The sequence below is a fragment of the Actinomadura sp. 1N219 genome (assembly GCF_044326405.1).
Lineage (GTDB): Bacteria > Actinomycetota > Actinomycetes > Streptosporangiales > Streptosporangiaceae > Spirillospora.
Genome location: NZ_JBIRAY010000029.1, coordinates 31,204 through 48,011, shown reverse-complemented (window position 1 = coordinate 48,011; position 16,808 = coordinate 31,204). Strand labels below are relative to the sequence as shown.

Genomic DNA, 16,808 nt, shown 5'->3' with positions numbered 1-16,808 from the left:
CTTCTTCGGTGCACCGGCCTTCTTCGGTGCACCGGCCTTCTTCGGTGCACCGGCCTTCTTCGGTGCACCGGCCTTCTTCGGTGCACCGGCCTTCTTCGGTGCACCGGCCTTCTTCGGTGCACCGGCCCTCTTCGGTGCACCGGCCTTCTTCGGTGCACCGGCCCTCTTCGGTGCGGTGGCCTTCTTCGATTTGGAGGTCTTCTTCGGTTCGGTGCCGTGCGCGAAGCTCGCGCCGTCGGGGTCCGCGGCTTGCCGGCGCGGCGCGTCCTGGGCGCGCAGCCGGGGGAGGACGCGGCGCAGGTCGTCCAGGAGCAGGTCGGCGAGGTCGTGGCTGAAACCGTTGCGCACCACGACGCGCAGCACGGCGAGGTCGGTGCGGTTCTCGGGGAAGGTGTAGGCGGGCAGCAGCCAGCCGCTCTCGCGCAGCGCCGCTGACACGTCGAACACGGTGAACCGGTCGGCGTCGTCGTCCTTGACCCGGAACGCGAACACAGGCAGGTCGCCGCCGTCGGTGAGCGTCTCGAACGGGCCGAGTGCGGAGATCTCGGCGGCCAGGCGGGTGGCGACGTCGCGGCATGTCCGCTGGACGCGCCGGAACCCCTCGAAGCCGAGCCGGAGGAACGTGTAGTACTGCGCGACGACCTGCGCGCCCGGACGGGAGAAGTTCAGCGCGAACGTCGGCATGTCCCCGCCGAGATAGTTGACGTGGAAGACCAGGTCGTCGGGCAGGGCGTCCTCGTCCCGCCACAGCACCCAGCCGACGCCGGGCATGACGAGCCCGTACTTGTGCCCGGAGGTGTTGATGGACGCGACCCTCGGCAGCAGGAAGTCCCACCGCAGGTCCGGGTCGAGGAACGGGGCGATCATCGCGCCGGACGCGCCGTCCACGTGGATCGGGACGTCCACGCCCGTCCGCCGCTCCAGGTCGTCGAGCGCGGCGGAGATCTCCGCGACGGGCTCGTAGCTGCCGTCGAACGTGGACCCGAGGACGGCGACGACCCCGATCGTGTTCTCGTCGCACAGCTCGGCCGCCTCCCGCGCGCCGAGGTGGAAGCGGTCGCCCTCCATCGGCACGTAGCGGGGCTCGACCTCGAAGTAGTCGGCGAACTTCTCCCAGCAGATCTGCACGTTCACGCCCATGACCAGGTTGGGTCGGTCGGCCGGCTCGCCCGCGTCGCGGCGGCGCTTCTGCCAGCGCCGCTTGAGCGCGAGTCCGCCGAGCATCGCCGCCTCGCTCGACCCGGTCGTGGAGCAGCCGACGGCGCGGCGCGGGTCCTCGGCGTGCCAGAGCCGGGCGAGCATGTGGACGCACCGCAGCTCCAGCTCGGCGGTCCGCGGGTACTCGTCCTTGTCGATCATGTTCTTCTCGGCGCACTCGGCCATCAGCCGCAGCGCCTCCGGCTCGGCCCACGTGGACACGAACGTGGCGAGGTTCAGCCGCGCGTTCCCGTCCAGCATCAGCTCGTCGTGGACGATCTGGTACGCGGTGCCCGGCTCCATCTCCCCGGCGGGCAGCGCGTACCGGGGGATCCGCAGCGGCTCGCGGCTGAAGACCGGGTTGACCTCCAGGTCCCGGCCGCCGTGCCCGCCGGGCCCGTCGTGGCGGGGGTGCTTGAGCGCCATGCCGCCGACCTCCTCCGCCTGGGCGCGCCGCCGGGACGTCCCCGGCTGCGCACGAGGTACCCGCCGCATCGCGTCCCACACGGGACAGGGCCCGCGGGCGTCGGTCGCGCGGGCGTCGGTCGCGCGGACGTCAGGCGCGCGGGCGTCAGGCGCGCGGCGGCTCGTTGAGGCCGCCCTCGAGGACGTCGAAGGCCCGGTCGACCGCCTCGGACATCGTGCCGAACGTGCCGGGGTAGCGGCGCAGGGCGTCGGCGGCGGCCTGGAAGCCGCAGGTCGCGGCGCCGGCGATGACGTGCGGGCGCAGGTCGGTGGCCGGGTCGAGGCCGAGCCGCCGGGCGATGACGTCGGTCAGCAGCGCCTGCTTCTTCTGCGCGTGCTCCAGGCTGCCCGCCATGAGGGCCGTGCTCTCGCTCATCATGGTGAACATGCATTCGAACCGCTCGGGGTCGAAGCCGAGTTCGCCGCGCTCGCAGGCGCGGGCGATCTCCACCACGGTGTGGCGCAGCGCCGTCATGATCGGCTCGTCGGCGGGACGCGCCGCGAGCGCCGCCATGACGGCGTGGGTCTGCTCTTCCTGGAAGGTGAGCGCGACGTCCTCTTTCGAGGCGAAGTAGCGGAAGAAGGTGCGGGACGAGACGTCCACGGCGTCGGCGATCTCCTCGACGGTCGTGGCGTCGAAGCCCTTCTCGGCGAAGAGGGAGAACGCGGCGTCGACGAGCGCCTCCCGGGTGCGCTGCTTCTTGCGTTCGCGCCGGCCCGGGGGCTGGGTTCCGGGACCGGCGGTGCCGGTCTCGGGGGCGGTCGCGGTCATGTGCGCAGTGTAGCCGCCTTGTCATCCCGAGCCAAGCGTCACCGGGCGACCAATGTCGTGAGATGAATCATGTCGCGCTGCGACGAGCGGCGTTTGACGACAAGTGTCATCCCGTGACAGTTTATTGCGGGTCACATCGAAGCTCGCCGCAAGGCAACCTGCTCGCCGTAATGCCACCTGGAAGGTCACTGATGACTCAGTCCACGGGCGCCGAGACGCTCGAACCCGGAACCGTCCACGCACCGCCGCGCGACCGCGCGCGCGGCCGTCCCGCACGATCCGGCCACGGCCATCCCTGGCTCACGCTCGTCGCCGTCGCGCTCGGCGTGATGATGGTCGGGCTGGACGCGACCGTCGTGGCCATCGCCAACCCCGCGATCGCCAAGGACCTCGGCGCGAGCCTGTCCGGCCTGCAGTGGGTCACCAACGCCTACCTGCTGGCGCTCGCCGTCTCGCTGATCCCGGCCGGGAAGATCGCCGACCGGTTCGGACGCAAGCGGACCTTCCTGGCGGGCGTGATCGGCTTCGCCGTCTCCTCGGTGCTGATCGGCCTGTCCGGCGGCCTCGGGATGGTCATCTTCTGGCGCGTCGTGCAGGGCTTCGCGGGGGCGCTCCTGCAACCGGCCAGTCTCGCGATCCTGCGCAACACGTTCCCGGCCGACAAGCTCAACACCGCCATCGGCGTCTGGGGCTCCACGGTCGGCATCTCCATCGCGGGCGGCCCGATCGTCGCCGGCGTGCTGGTCGAGAACGTCAACTGGGAGTCGGTGTTCTTCGTGAACGCCCCGCTCGGCCTGGTCGCGCTCCTCGTCGGCCTGTGGGTGATCCGCGAGTCCAAGGACGAGGAGGCCGCCGGCTCGTTCGACCTGCCCGGCGTGGCGCTCCTGACGGGCGCGCTGTTCGGGCTGGTCTGGGGCCTGATCAAGGCCGGCGAGGACGGCTTCGGCGCCACGGTCCCGCTGGTGTCGTTCGCCGCGTCGGCCGTGCTGTTCGCCGCGTTCGTCTGGAACGAGCTGCGGGTCGAGCGCCCGCTGCTGCCGCTCGGGCTGTTCCGCTCGGCGGCGCTCTCGGCGGCGACCGGGCTCATCCTCCTCGGCTTCTTCGCGATGTTCGGGACGGTCTTCTTCATCACGCTCTACCTGCAGCAGGTGCACGGCATGAGCCCGGTGGACGCCGGCGTCCGGATGCTGCCGATGACCGGCGTGTTCATCCTCGCGTCCCCGCTGGCGGGCGCGCTGACGAGCCGGTTCGGGCCGCGGCTGCCGCTCGTGCTCGGCATGGCGTTCACCGCCGCCGCGATGTTCGGGCTGTCCCGCATCGGGGTGGATGCCCCCTACGTCGAGCTGTGGCCGTGGTTCGTCCTCGTCGGGCTCGCGTTCGGGATGGTCATCGTCGCCGGGACCGAGGCCATCGTCGGCAACGCGCCCGCGCACCTCGCCGGCGTCGCGGGCGGGCTCCAGCAGACCGCCGCGCAGCTCGGCGGCGTGCTCGGCACGTCCGTGCTGGGCGTGCTGCTGTCCACCAAGGTCGGCGACGTGCTGTTCGGACGCCTGACGGACGCGGGCGTGCCGGGCCCCGCCGCGGAGCAGCTCGCGGGCCAGGGCGGGATCGTCTCGCAGGGCGTCGCGCCCGTCCCGCCGGGAACGTCGGGTTCCGCCGCCGAGGCCATCACCACGGGCAGCCACCTCGCGTTCATGGACGGCTTCCAGAACGCCCTGACGGTCGCCGGCGCGGTCGCGCTCGTCGCGATCCTCGCGGCGCTGCTCGTCCGGCGCGGCAACACCCCGGTCGACGGCGCCGCCGCGGTGTGACGATCGGCCGCGACGGGGCGCGTCAGCCCTGGCCCGTGTTCGGCGACGGGGCCGGGTTGCTCGTGGGGCTGGGGCTCGGCGTGCCCGGGTCCTCCGCCGGCGGATCCGTGGGCGGGTCCGTCGGCGGGTCGGTCGGGGGATCCGTCGGCGGGTCCGTGGGGGGATCCGTGGGCGGGTCGGTCGGCGGGGTCGTCGGGTCCGGGGGAGTGGTCGGGTCCGCCGGCGTCCCGGTGGGCTCCCTGTCCCCGGGGGAGGGCTCCCCGGACGGGGACGGCGTGGGCGACGCGGAGGCCGTCGCGCCCGGGACGCCGCGGTCCCGGCGCGGGTCGGCGTTCGGATGCGGGGAACCCGGGGAGCCGGGCGCCGCGCTCGGCACGCGCTCGGACCTGATGAGGCCGGGCACCGGGTCCTGCGGGCCGGGGCCGCCGCTCACGGACGCCGGGTTCGTCTGGGCGTTGCTCGCCGTCGGGACGAGCGAGGTGGACCCGCTCTCCTTGGCCGACGGCCAGGAGGCGAGCAGGCCGACGACCGCCGCGGCGGACGCGGCGACGCCCGCCGCCGCGCCGAAGCCCCTGGAGACGCCGCCGGACCGCCCGCGCCGCGGGCCGTCCACGCCAGTGCGCGAACGCCCGTCCCCGGGACGGGCCCGCTCCGCGCCGATCACCACGAGCGGGCTCGGGGCGGCGATGCTGGGCAGCGGCCGGACGGCCTCCTCCTCGCAGACGGCGAGGACCCGGTCGCGCAGCCAGCCGGGCGCGCCGGACGGCGCGCGGCGGGCGAGGAGCTGCGGCAGCCGGCCCTTCTCGAAGGCGGAGATGAGGTCGAGCCGCGGCTCGGTCGTCCCGCGCATGAGGGCGTCGAGGACGGAGCGCTCCAGCCGCGTCCTGGCGGCGTTGAGCAGTTGCGCGACCGTGTCGGGCGCGATGCCGGCGACGAGGGCGATGTCGTGCGGTTCGAGCCACTCGCCCGCCCACAGCAGCAGCACCTCGCGGTGGTCGGAGCGCAGGCCGCCCGCGGCGCGCAGCAGCGGGTCGGAACCGGAGAACAGCGGCGCGCCGCCCGGACCGCCCGCCGCGCCCGTACCGCCGGACGGGCCGAGACCGCCCGCCGGGCCCGTGCCGGCGAACGCGCCGCGCTCGGCGCAGGCCGTCCGCGACAGCGAGTACAGCCACAGCACCCGGTCGCCGCGCGGCGGATGGTGCACGGCCGCGGTGAACGTGTCGCCGACGGCGGCGGCCGCGAGCCGGTCGCCGACGAGCGACCAGCAGTACGCGTACAGGCGGTCGGCGTGCGCGTCGTAGAGCGAGCCCATGTCTCCGCGCATGTCGGCCTCCTGTCCCTGTTCGCGCCCGGTCCGCACTACCTGGCTGACGGGACTCTAGCGCTTCCGGTCAATGCCTGAGAAGTCAGGGATTGGGCGAAACGTCGATTAGCACGGAAGGTAACGGAGAAGCATGCGGACAGTGACGTTCATGGAGATTTAAGAAAGTTCACGAAATTCGTCGGATTCCTGATCCGGTTAAGCAGGGAAGGTTCGAACCCGTTATCGAATTACGCGGGGAGTGATCGTGACCCGGATGACCGTGGACGATGTCTACCAGCACATTCGCGGCGTCTGCTTCAAGACCGGACCGCCCGGGCTCGTCGGCGCGGAGACCGAGTGGCTCGTCGTCGACGCCGCCGATCCCACCGCCCACGTGGCCGGCGACAGGGTGCGCGCCCTCGTCGCCGGCGCCGGGCCGCCGTCCGGCGGGAGCAGGGTGACCTACGAGCCGGGCGGGCAGGTCGAGCTCAGCTCGGCGCCGTTCGGCAAGCTCGGCGACCTGCACGCCGCCCTCGACGGCGACATCGCGCACGTGCGGGACGCGCTCGCGCCGGACGGCCTGGCCCTCGCCGGGCACGGCGTCGACCCCGTCCGGCGGCCGGTCTTCCAGGCCGACCATCCGCGCTACGCCTGCATGCGGGACTACTTCCGCTCCGGCGGCTTCACCGACGCGGGCCTGGCGATGATGTGCTCGACGGCGTCCGTCCAGGTCAACCTGGACATCGGCGCCGACGACCCGGACGCGTCCCGGCGCTGGCGGCTCGTGCACGCGCTCGGGCCGGTGCTGGTCGCCGCGTTCGCGAACTCGCCGCTGCGCGCCGGGCGCCACACCGGGATGCGCTCGTCGCGGCAGGGCATTTGGACGGAGCTCGACCCGTGCCGCACGCTGCCCGTCCTGCGGGACGGCCAGGACGGCGACCCGGCCGAGGCGTGGGCGCGGTACGCGCTCGACGCCCGCGTCATGCTCCTCCACACCGCGGAGGGCGAGTGGGTCACCGACCCCGGGATGTCGTTCCTGGAGTGGCTGGCCGAGGGAGAGCCCGGCGAGGAGGACCTCACCTACCACCTGAGCACGCTGTTCCCGCCCGTCCGGCCGCGCGGCTGGCTGGAGCTGCGCATGATCGACGCGCTGCCCCCGCCGTTCTGGCCCGTCCCCGTCGCGGTCGCGACCGCGCTGCTGGACGACCCGTCCGCGTCGCGCGCCGCGGAGGCCGCGGCGGAACCGGTGGCGGACCGGTGGGCGGAGGCCGCCCGCTGCGGCCTGTCCGACGCGCCCCTGGCCGCCGCCGCGCGGGCCTGCTTCGCCGCGGCGCTGGACGCGCTGCCGCGGCTCGGCGCGTCCGGGCTCGTCCCGCTGGTGGAGGAGTACGCCCGCCGGTACGTCGAGCGCGGACGGACCCCCGCCGACGACCCGCCGTCGTCGCTGTCGCTGTCGCTGTCGCCGTCGTCCCAGTCGCCCCCGTCGTCCAAGGAGGAGGATTCTGCATGGTCCCGATGAGCGCCCCCGGCTCGATCGCGGAAGACGAACTCAAAGAACTGATCGCCGCCGAACTCGGGGCGGTGCGGGACCGCAGCTTCGGCCTCACCACCGACGTCCTCGCCGGGGACGACCTCACCGGCCAGGTGTCGCCGCTGATGTCGCCGCTCGTGTGGGACCTGGCGCACATCGGCAACTACGAGGAACTGTGGCTGCTGCGCGCTGCGGCGGGCATCGAGGCCATGCGGCCCGAGATCGACGACCTGTACGACGCGTTCGAGCATCCGCGCGCCGAACGGCCGTCGCTGCCGCTCCTGCCGCCGGACGAGGCGCGTTCCTACATCGGGACGGTCCGCGCCAAGGTGCTCGACTCGCTGACGTCGGTGCGGTTCGACACGGCGAATCCGCTGACTTCGGGCGGGTTCGTGTACGGGATGGTCGTCCAGCACGAGCACATGCACGACGAGACCATGCTGGCCACCCACCAGCTACGCAAAGGCGCCCCCGCGCTACTCGATCCCTTGGCCGAGCCTCTCCAGAACGGCGGCGGGGGCTCTGGAGTAGACGAGGTGCTGATCGAGGCCGGCCCATTCCAGATGGGGACGTCCGATCATCCGTGGGCGTACGACAATGAGCGTCCGGCGCACATGGTGGACGTTCCCGCCTACTACATCGACGTGGAGCCGGTGACCAACGCCGCCTATCTCGCGTTCATTGAAGCCGGCGGATACGACGACCCGCGCTGGTGGGACCCCGCCGGTTGGGAGTGGCGCACCAGCGGCGGCAAGCACGCCCCCGCGTTCTGGTCCCGTGAGGGCGGGCAGTGGCTGCGGCGCCGGTTCGGACGGACGGAACCCGTGCCGCCGGGCGAGCCCGTCCAGCACGTGTGCTGGTACGAAGCGGACGCCTACGCACGCTGGGCCGGAAAACGGCTCCCGACAGAGGCAGAGTGGGAGAAAGCCGCGCGCTGGGACCCCGCCGCAGAGCGCTCCCGCACGTTCCCGTGGGGCGAGCACTACACCGATGCCCACGCCAACCTCGGGCAGCAAATGCTCCATCCGTCGGAGACCGGCTCCTACGCGTCGGGTGCCTCGGCGTACGGGGTCAGGCGGATGCTCGGCGACGTCTGGGAGTGGACGTCGTCGGACTTCCACGGCTACCCCGGCTTCCAGTCGTTCCCCTACAAGGAGTACTCGGAAGTCTTCTTCGGCCCCGAGTACAAGGTGCTGCGCGGCGGATCGTGGGCCACGCACCCGCTCGCCATACGCGGATCGTTCCGCAACTGGGACTACCCCATCCGCAGGCAGATCTTCTCCGGCTTTCGCTGTGCCCGGACCCCACGGGAAGGGTCCTGAATGTGCCGCCACCTTGGCTACCTAGGGCCTGACCGGACGCTGCACTCCCTCGTCTACGACGGCGAGTACTCCCTGGAGACCCAGGCGTACGCGCCGCGTATGACGCAGGGAAACCTGCTCAACGCGGACGGGTTCGGCGTCGGCTGGTACCAGGACGGCGCGGCCGTCCGGTTCCGCCGCGCCCAGCCCCTCTGGACGGACCAGTCGTTCCGCGAGATCGCCGGGGCCGTCCGCGCGTCGTGCGCGGTCGCGGCGATCCGGTCCGCCACGGTCGGGTTCCCCGTGGACGAGTCGTGCGCGCAGCCGTTCCGCGCCGGGACGTGGCTGTTCAGCCACAACGGCAAGGTCGAGGACTACGGCGCGGTCGAGTCCAAGCTCCGCGACCTGACCGGAGACGTGTCCGGCGTCCCGGACGCCCGCGCCCCCGTCGACTCCGCGCCGCTGTTCGCGCTCGCCGTCCGGTACTGGCGGGAGGGGACGCCGCTCGGCGACGGACTGGCCGCCGTCGTCGCGGCCGTCACCGCCCTCTCGCCCGGCCGCTACAACCTGCTCGCCTCCGACGGGACGTCCCTGGCCGCCACGACCTGGGGCGACTCGCTGTTCGTCCATGAGGGCGACGGCGAGATCCGGGTCTCGTCCGAGCCGCTCGACGGCGACCCGCGCTGGACGCCCGTCCCCGACCGCTCCCTCGTCACCGCCGGCCTCGCGTCCGGCCTCACCATCGCTCCCCTCTGAAGGAGAACCACGTGGACCGGTTCCTGACCGCCGACGACCTCGCCAAGACGCTCCGCCAGGACGTCCGGGACGGGCTCGCCGGCACGCCCAAGACCCTGCCGCCCAAGTGGTTCTACGACGAGCGCGGCAGCGCGCTCTTCGAGGAGATCACGAAGCTGGAGGAATACTACCCGACGCGCCGCGAGCGGGAGATCCTCGTCGCGCGGGCGCCCGACATCGCCGCCGCCACCGGCGCCCGCACGCTCCTGGAACTCGGCGCGGGGTCGGGGGAGAAGACCCGGCTGCTCCTCGACGCCCTCTCCGGCACGCTCCGCTCGTACGTGCCGGTGGACGTCAGCGGCGACTTCCTGGAGGACGCCGCGGCGGGCATCGCGGCCGACCATCCGGGCCTGGCCGTCCGGACCGTCGTCGCCGACTACGAGCAGCACCTGCACCTGCTGCCCGGCGGCGAGCGGCGCCTGGTCGCCTTCCTCGGCGGGACGATCGGGAACATGCCGCCCGCCGAGCGGATCGGGTTCCTCGGCGGCGTCCGCGCCACTTTGACCGACGGCGACTTCCTGCTGCTCGGCGCGGATCTCGTCAAGGACGCGGGACGGCTCGTCCGCGCCTACGACGACGCCGCCGGGGTCACCGCCGAGTTCAACCGGAACGTCCTGCACGTCATCAACCGGGAGCTGGACGCCGACTTCGACCCGGACGCGTTCGAGCACGTCGCCGTCTGGGACGGGGCGGAGGAGTGGATCGAGATGCGGCTGCGGTCCGTCCGCGACCAGGACGTCCGCGTCCGCGGCCTCGACCTGGAGGTGTCGTTCGCGGCCGGGGAGGACATGCGCACCGAGATCTCCGCCAAGTTCCGGCGCGAACGCCTCGAATCCGAGCTGGCCGCGGCCGGAATGGAACTCGCCGAGTTCTGGACGGACGAGGCCGGAGACTTCTCCCTGACCCTGGCCCGTCCCGCGAGCTAGGACTTGCGGACGGGGCGGTCGAGGCCGAGCCGCGTCAGGTCCGAGACCAGGCGGGTCGCCACGTACCGGTGGCCCGCCGGGCTCGGATGGGTGCGGTCCCGCTTGATGTACTGGGCCGCGTTGCCGGTGCCCGCCGTCCGGTCCCCGGTGATCCACCGCTCGCCGATGGGGTCGACGAACGGGACGCCGAGCTGCGCGGCGAGGTTCCGCAGCGCGTCCCGGACGGCGACCGCGCCGGGCACCGGCGTCTCCGAGCCCCACAGCGGGCCCATCAGGACGACGTGCGTGCCGGGCCAGCGCTGCCGCGCCCGCTCGATCAGCAGATGCGCCGCCGCCGCGACCTGCGGCGCCGGGACGCGCCAGTCGTTGTGGCCGCCGGACACGATCAGCATGTCGGGCGCGGGCCGCCAGCCGAGCTGGCTCTCGAACAGGCCGAGGTAGGCGGCGCCCCCGCTCGTCTTGACGAACCCGGCGCCCGCGCGGCCGCCGACGACGACCTGCCAGCCCAGCAGCCGCGCCGCCGCGGACGCGAACGTCTCCTCCGGCTCGATGCTCCGGTCGCCGACCGTGTAGCTGTCGCCGAGGAACATCACCACGGACGGGCTCTTCGGCGGCTTCTGCTTCTCACCCTGCCCCGGGCCGTCCGCCACCGCCTGCCGGTGCACCGAGCCACGGAACACGGAACAGCCCGACGCGGACACGGCCGCGGCCAGGCTCAGGCACAGCACGAGAGTCGCCGCGCCGCGTCGGGCGCGGCGAGATGTCATCGAGGACCACCCATCGTCCAGGACGATTCTTCCAAGCCCATCAGATTGTCAAAGAACATTCAGTCGTCCGGGGGAGCGTCAAAGTTCTCGGAGGTTGCAACGCATCCTACTGACCCGGCGCACGATTAGTGACGGGTCTGGCACGGCGTGGCGGCACGGCGCGCCGGGCTCGCGTCGCGGGCCGGCGTGGGGGAATCGCGGCCTCGCCTACATCTGCCGTTCATCTTCCGGCTCGGGGCGGGAAACCTGACGCCGAAAGGGTTCCGCGGTGACTCGACGGGAACGGCTCCGCGAACTCGACCTCCTGCGCTTCCTGGCCGCACTGGCGGTGGTGCTGTTCCACTTCACCGGTTTCTGGGGCGACGGGGCGTGGCCGGAACCGGCGCGCGACGTGTTCCCGGAACTCGCGCCGATCGCCCGTTTCGGCTACCTCGGCGTGGACCTGTTCTTCGTCATCAGCGGATTCGTGATCCTGATGAGCGCGTGGGGACGCGGGCCGGGGGAGTTCGGGATATCGCGGCTCGTCCGGCTGATGCCCGCGTACTGGGTGAGCGTGCTGCTCGGCGCCGTCATCTACGGGGTCTTCCGGCAGGGGAACGGCGTCCCCGGGCTCGTCCTGCCGAACCTGACGATGCTCCAGGGCGGGCTGGGGCTGCGGAATGTGGACGCCGTCTACTGGACGCTCTGGGTCGAACTCCATTTCTACGTCCTCGCCGCGATCCTCGCGGCAATCGGCATCACCTACCGCTCCTGCCTGGTCTTCATGGCGGCCTGGATGATGGGCGGCCTGTTCGCGGACGAGGCCGGCAACAAGCTCCTCCAGGTGATGCTGATCCCGACGTGGAGCCCGTACTTCATCGCCGGAATGGCGTTCTTCCTCATCCACAGATTCGGGCCGACGCTCCTGCTCTGGGGATACGTGGCCGCCTCGTACCTGCTCGCGCTGCGCTGGGGCGCCTGGCGCGCGGAGAACGCGTTCAAGGATGCGGACGAGGTCGTGGTCAGCGCCGTCATCACCGGAATCTTCATCGTGATGGCCCTCGTCGCGACGGGTCGGCTGCGATGGCTGCGGTGGCGGGGGCTGACCGTCCTTGGGGCGCTCACTTATCCGCTGTATCTCGTCCATTCGCAGCTGGCGCTTCCTCTGCTGGACGCGATTTATCCAGGGCTCAACAGGTGGGCGGCGCTCGCGGTCGTCATCGTCGCGTCCTTGCTGGCCGCCTATGCGGTGCACCGTCTCGTCGAACGTCCGGGTGCCGCATGGATGCGGACCCGCCTGCACGCCGCACTGGAACCGATCCGTTCATCCCCGCCCTCTCCTATGACTAGGTTGATCGGTCATGGCGATCGGGGTGGACGCGGCGGCGATGGCCTCAACGGCACTGAGCCTCGCGATCGCACCCCGGCTGATGCGGTGCACAGCTGAAGCTGCGTTAGGCGGGAAGCGCGCGTGGGCGCGTCCGGAAGCGTTTCTCCTCCTAGTCGTCGCACTCGTCTATGTGAACCAGCTCCTATTCACCGTGTACGTGATGCGTGTGCATGGCGGCGGCCCGTCGTTCATCGCGAAATACCTGCCGGAGGGTTGGTTCGCGCTCGCCGACGGCTCGGCCATGCGCGGCATCGCGGAACGCTTTCCCTGGCCGGGATTGCTGGAGCCGTCCGTCCTGCGGGTGCAGGCGTTCCTTGAACTGCCGCTGGTGCTGCTGGCGTACGTCACGGTGCTGCGTTGGCTGGACCGCGACCTGTACCGACGTGTAGCCCGCTCCTGGCTGGTGTGGGCGGCGTCGGCGTCCTACACGTTCGTCTTCTGCGTAGTGGAATGGGACTTGCACAACCCCTACACGGTGGACGACATCGTCATCCGGATCTGCTCAGCCTTGGCGACCCCGCTGCTGCTCCGCTGGCTGGCCGCGCAGGAACAGGGTCAGGACGGGCCAAAGACGGTGTCGTTCGCACAGATGCTTTTCTTCGCCGTCTCCGTCTGGGCCTTGGGGCATCTCGTCCTCACCGTGTACGACACCGCCCTCCTCTACAACCTCGGCCACTTGGACGGACGTCTGCCAGGCGCAGCGGTCGCACTATGCGTCCTCGTGGCGGCGCGCTTGGTCTCACCACGCCTGAGTCATGGTGAGGACGCCGATATTGCGCTGTCGTCCATCGCGGGTGGGCTGCGCTGGGCGCTGGTCCTGTTCTTCGTCCCCGCCTTGGCAATCCGCTACGGCGTGAACTTCGGGACGCCGATCGTCGCCGTCCTGGCAGCTCTCATCGTCTGCCTGACCGCCGCCGCATGCGCGCTACGGGAAGAACTGGCGGGGACGGAGGCGAAACGCATCGCACTCTGGGGCGTGCAAGCATTCGCGGCGCTCTCCGCTGCGGGCGTGTCCGGATATCTCGCCCTGAACCTGGTGACTGACACGTACTACGAGGCCGGTCTCCTACGAGCGGCGGGCGTGTCCTTCGCCGTCGTCATCGCGGTGTGCGCACTGACCGACCACTGGATCTCGCGCCCACGTTCACGCACGACGAGCTAGTCGATGGCGACGGGCGGGAGGGGTCGTCGCGTGAGAATTTCGCGGGCGGTGTGACATGTCGGCGGGTGCGGGCGCTGAAGGGAATGTGGGCGTCCGGCCGATGTGAGCGGGCTTCGGCCGGGCGCACCGCCTCCGGTGGGCTCGTCTCCCCCGGTCGGGCCCACCGGAGGTTCCATCCCCCCGGACGGCTCGTCAGGACGGTTCCTCCGGCGGCCGCAGCTCCTCCGTGTAGTCGACCGTCAGGCGGCGCATGACCCCTGACTCGTCGATGGTGTACTGGCCGAGACGGGTCAGCGGCGGCGAGTAGGCGTGGATGGAGACGCTCGCGTCGTCCACGCCCGTCAGCCGGTGGATGTGGTCGGGACCGAAGCAGAACGACTGCCCCTCGCCGACCGGCGTGCGCATGGGATCGCCGCCGATCCGCGGGTTGTTCTCCTCGATCGCTCCGGCGACGACGCGGACGGCGCCCGACGACACGTCGTGGTCGTGCCAGCCGGTGTCGTTCTCGGGCGTCCAGCACAGGAGCCAGACGTCCACGTGCTCGTCCCGGTAGAGCGAGGCGTAGTGGCGGCGCCCGCCGGAGAACGCGACGTGCTGCCGCCACAGCCCGGGACGCTCCGCGAGGCCGTCGACCAGCGCGCGCAGCTCGCGCTTGTCGAGCGGGCGGCCGGGCAGGCGCTCGAAGCCGGCGGGGCGGGACAGGACCTCGGACGACACGGGTTCGCTCCTCTCGGTCACTCGTCGTCGCCCGTTCCTCCGAACGTGTCAGACGCCATGAAGAACGGGCTGGGCAGGAGCACTGAACCGTATCAGTGAACCGCTTCAGTGAACCGCTTCAGACGTCGTCCCGTCAAGTGGGTCCGCGGTTCTGTCGGTGGCGGCGATTAGGGTTGGGTGGATGTCGGAGAAGCGCAAGCGCGCGACCATCCGGGAAGTGGCGCAGGCGACGGGGCTGTCGCCTGCGGCCGTGTCATACGCGCTGCGCGGGATCCAGACGTCCGAGGAGACGCAGGAGCGCGTCCGCGCGGCGGCGGACGAGCTCGGCTACGAGGCCCACCCGATCGCGCGGGCGCTGGCCCGCGGCCGCACCGACCAGGTCGGGCTGCTGTGCGGCTCGCTGGAGGACTACTGGCAGCAGTCCCTCGCGGTCGGCATCGGCCGGGCGCTGCTGGCCCGTGACCGCTACGCCCTGATCGTGGACGCGGGCGGCGACCCCGAGCGGGAGCTGGCGCTCGCCAGGCGGCTGCGCGACCAGCGGGTGGACGGCCTGATCGTCCAGCCGCTCGACCCGTCCGCCGCGCTGTGGACGGAGCTGGCCGGCACCATCCCGGTCGTGTCCATCGGCGACGCGCTGCGCGGCGGCCAGGCGCAGGGCGAGGTCGTGTTCGACAACCGGCGCGGCGTCACGCTCGCGCTGGAGCACCTCCGCGACCTCGGGCACCAGCGGGTCACCGTGTTCACCCCGACCGGCGCGAGCACCCCCGACCGCCCCGCCGACGTGCACGTGAACGCCGAGGCCGAACGGCTCGGCCTGCGGGTGGACGTGGTCGTCGTGCCGCAGTCGCTCGCCGCCTCCACCGAGGTCGCCATGCGGGTCCTCGGCGGCGCCGACCGCCCGTCCGCCGTGTTCTGCTTCGCCGACTCGATCGCCTACGGCGTCTACGCCGCCACCCGCGAGCTGGGCCTGGCCGTCCCCGGCGACGTCGCGGTCTGCGGGTACGACAACCATCCGATGTCCGCGCTGCTCACCCCGCCGCTCACCACCGTCGACTGGGACATCGACGGCATCGTGCACTCCGCCGTCCGCCTCGTCGTCGACGTCATCGACGGCAAGCCCCGCAAACGCCGCGTCGTCCGCGAACCGTCCCTGCGCGCCCGCGCCTCGACCGGCGTCCGCCCCGCCGAGCAGCCCGATTAGCGGTCCCGATGGGCGGGGGGCCGGGGTCACGGGTGGAGGCGGGCCAGGCGGGGGAGGAGGTCCGCGGCGGCGGCGATGTCGGCGTCCAGCGGCCGGTCCTCCACGCGCGGGTCGAGGACGCCGGCCGCCAGGTCGAGCGCCGACCTGAGCGGGCCGCCGGACGGCGCGCGGCCCTGCATCCGCAGCGCCCGCACCGCGGCGACCAGCTCGCAGCCGAGCCCGAGCCGGTAGGCGGCGACGGCGTCGGTCGTCGCGCGGGCCGACTGGGTGGAGAAGCCCGCGTGCTCCTCGACGCCGCGCGACAGCACCGCGCTGCCGAGCGCCGCCGGGGTCGCGAGGCGGCGGACGTCGGCGAGGCACGAGTGCGCCACATACTCCAAGATCATGATCCCGGACGACGCCTCCGTCGCGCCCTGGAAGGGGTAGAGGCCGGTGAACGACGGCTCCGAGAGCGTCCCGAGGCGGGCGGCGGCCAGCGCCATCGTCTGGAACAGGGCGGCGCGGGCGGCGTCGAGCGCGAGGCCGACGTAGGCGGTGTGGAAGTTGCCGTTGTGCCAGACCGTCCGGCCGGGGACGTCCACGAGGGGGTTCTCCGCGGCGGCGTTGATCTCGCGGGCGACGACCTGCTCGGCGTAGGCGGCCGCCTCCAGCGCTGGGCCGTGCACCTGTGGAAACGCCCGGTAGCCGTAAGGGTCCTGAATCCGCATCGGCGCGGGCTGGTCGTACGCGAGCAGCGTCCGCATCGCCGCCGCCACGTCCTGCTGGCCGGGGTGGGGGCACGCGTCCTGCACGGCCTGCGCGTACGGCTCCGCCGACCCCCGGACGGCGAAATGCGACAGCGCCGCGACGACCGTGGACGCGGCGAGCGTCTCCCGCAGGTCGGCCACCGCGACCGCCGCCTCGCCGAGCGTCGCCGCGTTCGAGCTGATGAACGCCAGCGCGTCGGCCGACCGCAGCCGGTAGCCGGGGCCGCGCTCGGCCGCGCCGTCCGGCCCCGGCAGCCAGGGTCGCTCGCCCAGCAGGCACAGCGCCGTCGAGGCCAGCGCGGTCAGGTCGCCCGTCCCGATCGCGCCGTACACCGGCACCGGAGGAAGGAGGCCCAGGTTGAGGACGTCCGCCAGCGCCTGCAGCACGCCGGGTTCGACGCCTGAGCCGCCCGCCGCGATCTGGTTCAGCCGGACCGTCAGCATCGCCCGGACGATCTCCGGCGCGACCAGCGGCCCCGCGCCCGCCGCGTGGCTGCGCAGCAGCCGCAGCCCGTGCGCGTCGGCGTCCTCCCACTCCACGTCGACGGCGCGGTTCGCGCCGACCCCGGTCGTCCGCCCGTACACCGGCTGCGACGCGGCGACCTCGGCGGCCGTCCGCCAGGCCGCCCGGGCCCGGTCGACGCCGTCCGGCGCTATGGCGACCGTCACATCCGCGCGGGCCGCGCGGACCACCTGCGCGCAGGTCAGCGCAGTCCCGTCGATAACGATTCGGCTGTCCTCCACG

At 72.4% G+C, this 16,808-nt stretch carries 14 protein-coding genes; 8 read left to right on the top strand and 6 right to left on the bottom strand.

All coding sequences use genetic code 11. From position 1 onward, the window contains the following. Together ACH35V_RS41640 and ACH35V_RS41635 are read right to left on the bottom strand one after the other, a co-directional pair. A partial coding sequence (locus tag ACH35V_RS41640) for a glutamate decarboxylase (protein WP_395980418.1) occupies positions 1–1,692 on the bottom strand: 1,692 nt, incomplete at its 3' end. 76 nt (positions 1,693–1,768) lie between these two features. After that, entirely contained in the window at positions 1,769–2,434 is a 666-nt protein-coding gene (locus ACH35V_RS41635) for a TetR family transcriptional regulator (RefSeq protein WP_395980417.1), read from the bottom strand. Between the two features lie 191 nt (positions 2,435–2,625). On the opposite strand from ACH35V_RS41635, the gene ACH35V_RS41630 reads away from it, so the two are divergent. Beyond that, complete coding sequence (locus ACH35V_RS41630) at positions 2,626–4,245, top strand: MFS transporter (RefSeq protein ID WP_395980416.1); 1,620 nt, start codon at positions 2,626–2,628, stop codon at positions 4,243–4,245. Between the two features lie 22 nt (positions 4,246–4,267). Here the strand turns inward: ACH35V_RS41630 and ACH35V_RS41625 are convergent, their stop codons facing one another. Beyond that, positions 4,268–5,569, bottom strand: coding sequence for an RNA polymerase sigma factor (locus ACH35V_RS41625; protein ID WP_395980415.1), 1,302 nt, complete (start codon positions 5,567–5,569; stop codon positions 4,268–4,270). Positions 5,570–5,822: 253 nt separating this feature from the next. On the opposite strand from ACH35V_RS41625, the gene egtA reads away from it, so the two are divergent. Genes egtA through egtD form a run of 4 tightly spaced genes read left to right on the top strand, consistent with a single transcriptional unit; the run spans position 5,823 to position 10,101 of the window. After that, positions 5,823–7,067 (top strand): ergothioneine biosynthesis glutamate--cysteine ligase EgtA, encoded by a 1,245-nt coding sequence (egtA, locus tag ACH35V_RS41620; RefSeq protein WP_395980414.1) that lies wholly within the window; start codon positions 5,823–5,825, stop codon positions 7,065–7,067. Continuing rightward, the gene (gene egtB, locus ACH35V_RS41615) at positions 7,055–8,401 is read left to right on the top strand and encodes an ergothioneine biosynthesis protein EgtB (RefSeq protein WP_395980413.1); all 1,347 of its coding nucleotides are present in this window, start codon (positions 7,055–7,057) and stop codon (positions 8,399–8,401) included. Before egtA ends, egtB begins: the two co-directional genes overlap by 13 nt. Next, complete coding sequence (gene egtC / locus ACH35V_RS41610; protein WP_395980412.1) at positions 8,402–9,136, top strand: ergothioneine biosynthesis protein EgtC; 735 nt, start codon at positions 8,402–8,404, stop codon at positions 9,134–9,136. An 11-nt stretch (positions 9,137–9,147) separates the two neighbouring features. Beyond that, on the top strand, positions 9,148–10,101 hold the full coding sequence (gene egtD / locus ACH35V_RS41605; protein ID WP_395980411.1) for an L-histidine N(alpha)-methyltransferase: 954 nt from the start codon (positions 9,148–9,150) through the stop codon (positions 10,099–10,101). On the opposite strand, the gene ACH35V_RS41600 is transcribed toward egtD, so the two are convergent. Continuing rightward, on the bottom strand, positions 10,098–10,868 hold the full coding sequence (locus ACH35V_RS41600; protein ID WP_395980410.1) for an SGNH/GDSL hydrolase family protein: 771 nt from the start codon (positions 10,866–10,868) through the stop codon (positions 10,098–10,100). The genes egtD and ACH35V_RS41600 overlap by 4 nt on opposite strands. 268 nt (positions 10,869–11,136) lie before the next feature. On the opposite strand from ACH35V_RS41600, the gene ACH35V_RS41595 reads away from it, so the two are divergent. Beyond that, positions 11,137–12,294, top strand: coding sequence for an acyltransferase family protein (locus ACH35V_RS41595; protein WP_395980409.1), 1,158 nt, complete (start codon positions 11,137–11,139; stop codon positions 12,292–12,294). Next, positions 12,209–13,399 carry a hypothetical protein gene (locus ACH35V_RS41590; RefSeq protein ID WP_395980408.1) on the top strand — a complete coding sequence of 397 codons (1,191 nt, stop codon included), beginning with the start codon at positions 12,209–12,211 and terminating at the stop codon, positions 13,397–13,399. Before ACH35V_RS41595 ends, ACH35V_RS41590 begins: the two co-directional genes overlap by 86 nt. A gap of 192 nt (positions 13,400–13,591) precedes the next feature. On the opposite strand, the gene ACH35V_RS41585 is transcribed toward ACH35V_RS41590, so the two are convergent. Continuing rightward, on the bottom strand, positions 13,592–14,116 hold the full coding sequence (locus ACH35V_RS41585; RefSeq protein ID WP_395980407.1) for a cysteine dioxygenase: 525 nt from the start codon (positions 14,114–14,116) through the stop codon (positions 13,592–13,594). Positions 14,117–14,297: 181 nt separating this feature from the next. Between ACH35V_RS41585 and ACH35V_RS41580 the strand changes: the two genes are divergently transcribed. Beyond that, positions 14,298–15,317 carry a LacI family DNA-binding transcriptional regulator gene (locus ACH35V_RS41580; RefSeq protein WP_395980406.1) on the top strand — a complete coding sequence of 340 codons (1,020 nt, stop codon included), beginning with the start codon at positions 14,298–14,300 and terminating at the stop codon, positions 15,315–15,317. 26 nt (positions 15,318–15,343) lie between these two features. Here ACH35V_RS41580 and ACH35V_RS41575 read toward each other — a convergent pair whose 3' ends face one another. After that, positions 15,344–16,807 (bottom strand): aromatic amino acid ammonia-lyase, encoded by a 1,464-nt coding sequence (locus ACH35V_RS41575; protein WP_395980405.1) that lies wholly within the window; start codon positions 16,805–16,807, stop codon positions 15,344–15,346. Position 16,808 lies beyond the last annotated feature (1 nt).

Bases quoted from the DNA above. Each gene is read 5' to 3' on its own strand.
- egtA (WP_395980414.1), top strand. From the start codon at position 5,823: ATGACCGTGGACGATGTCTACCAGCACATTCGCGGCGTCTGCTTCAAG.
- ACH35V_RS41600 (WP_395980410.1), bottom strand. From the start codon at position 10,868: ATGACATCTCGCCGCGCCCGACGCGGCGCGGCGACTCTCGTGCTGTGC.
- ACH35V_RS41590 (WP_395980408.1), top strand. From the start codon at position 12,209: ATGGCGATCGGGGTGGACGCGGCGGCGATGGCCTCAACGGCACTGAGC.
- egtB (WP_395980413.1), top strand. From the start codon at position 7,055: ATGGTCCCGATGAGCGCCCCCGGCTCGATCGCGGAAGACGAACTCAAA.
- ACH35V_RS41635 (WP_395980417.1), bottom strand. From the start codon at position 2,434: ATGACCGCGACCGCCCCCGAGACCGGCACCGCCGGTCCCGGAACCCAG.
- ACH35V_RS41630 (WP_395980416.1), top strand. From the start codon at position 2,626: ATGACTCAGTCCACGGGCGCCGAGACGCTCGAACCCGGAACCGTCCAC.
- ACH35V_RS41580 (WP_395980406.1), top strand. From the start codon at position 14,298: ATGTCGGAGAAGCGCAAGCGCGCGACCATCCGGGAAGTGGCGCAGGCG.
- ACH35V_RS41625 (WP_395980415.1), bottom strand. From the start codon at position 5,569: ATGCGCGGAGACATGGGCTCGCTCTACGACGCGCACGCCGACCGCCTG.
- egtC (WP_395980412.1), top strand. From the start codon at position 8,402: ATGTGCCGCCACCTTGGCTACCTAGGGCCTGACCGGACGCTGCACTCC.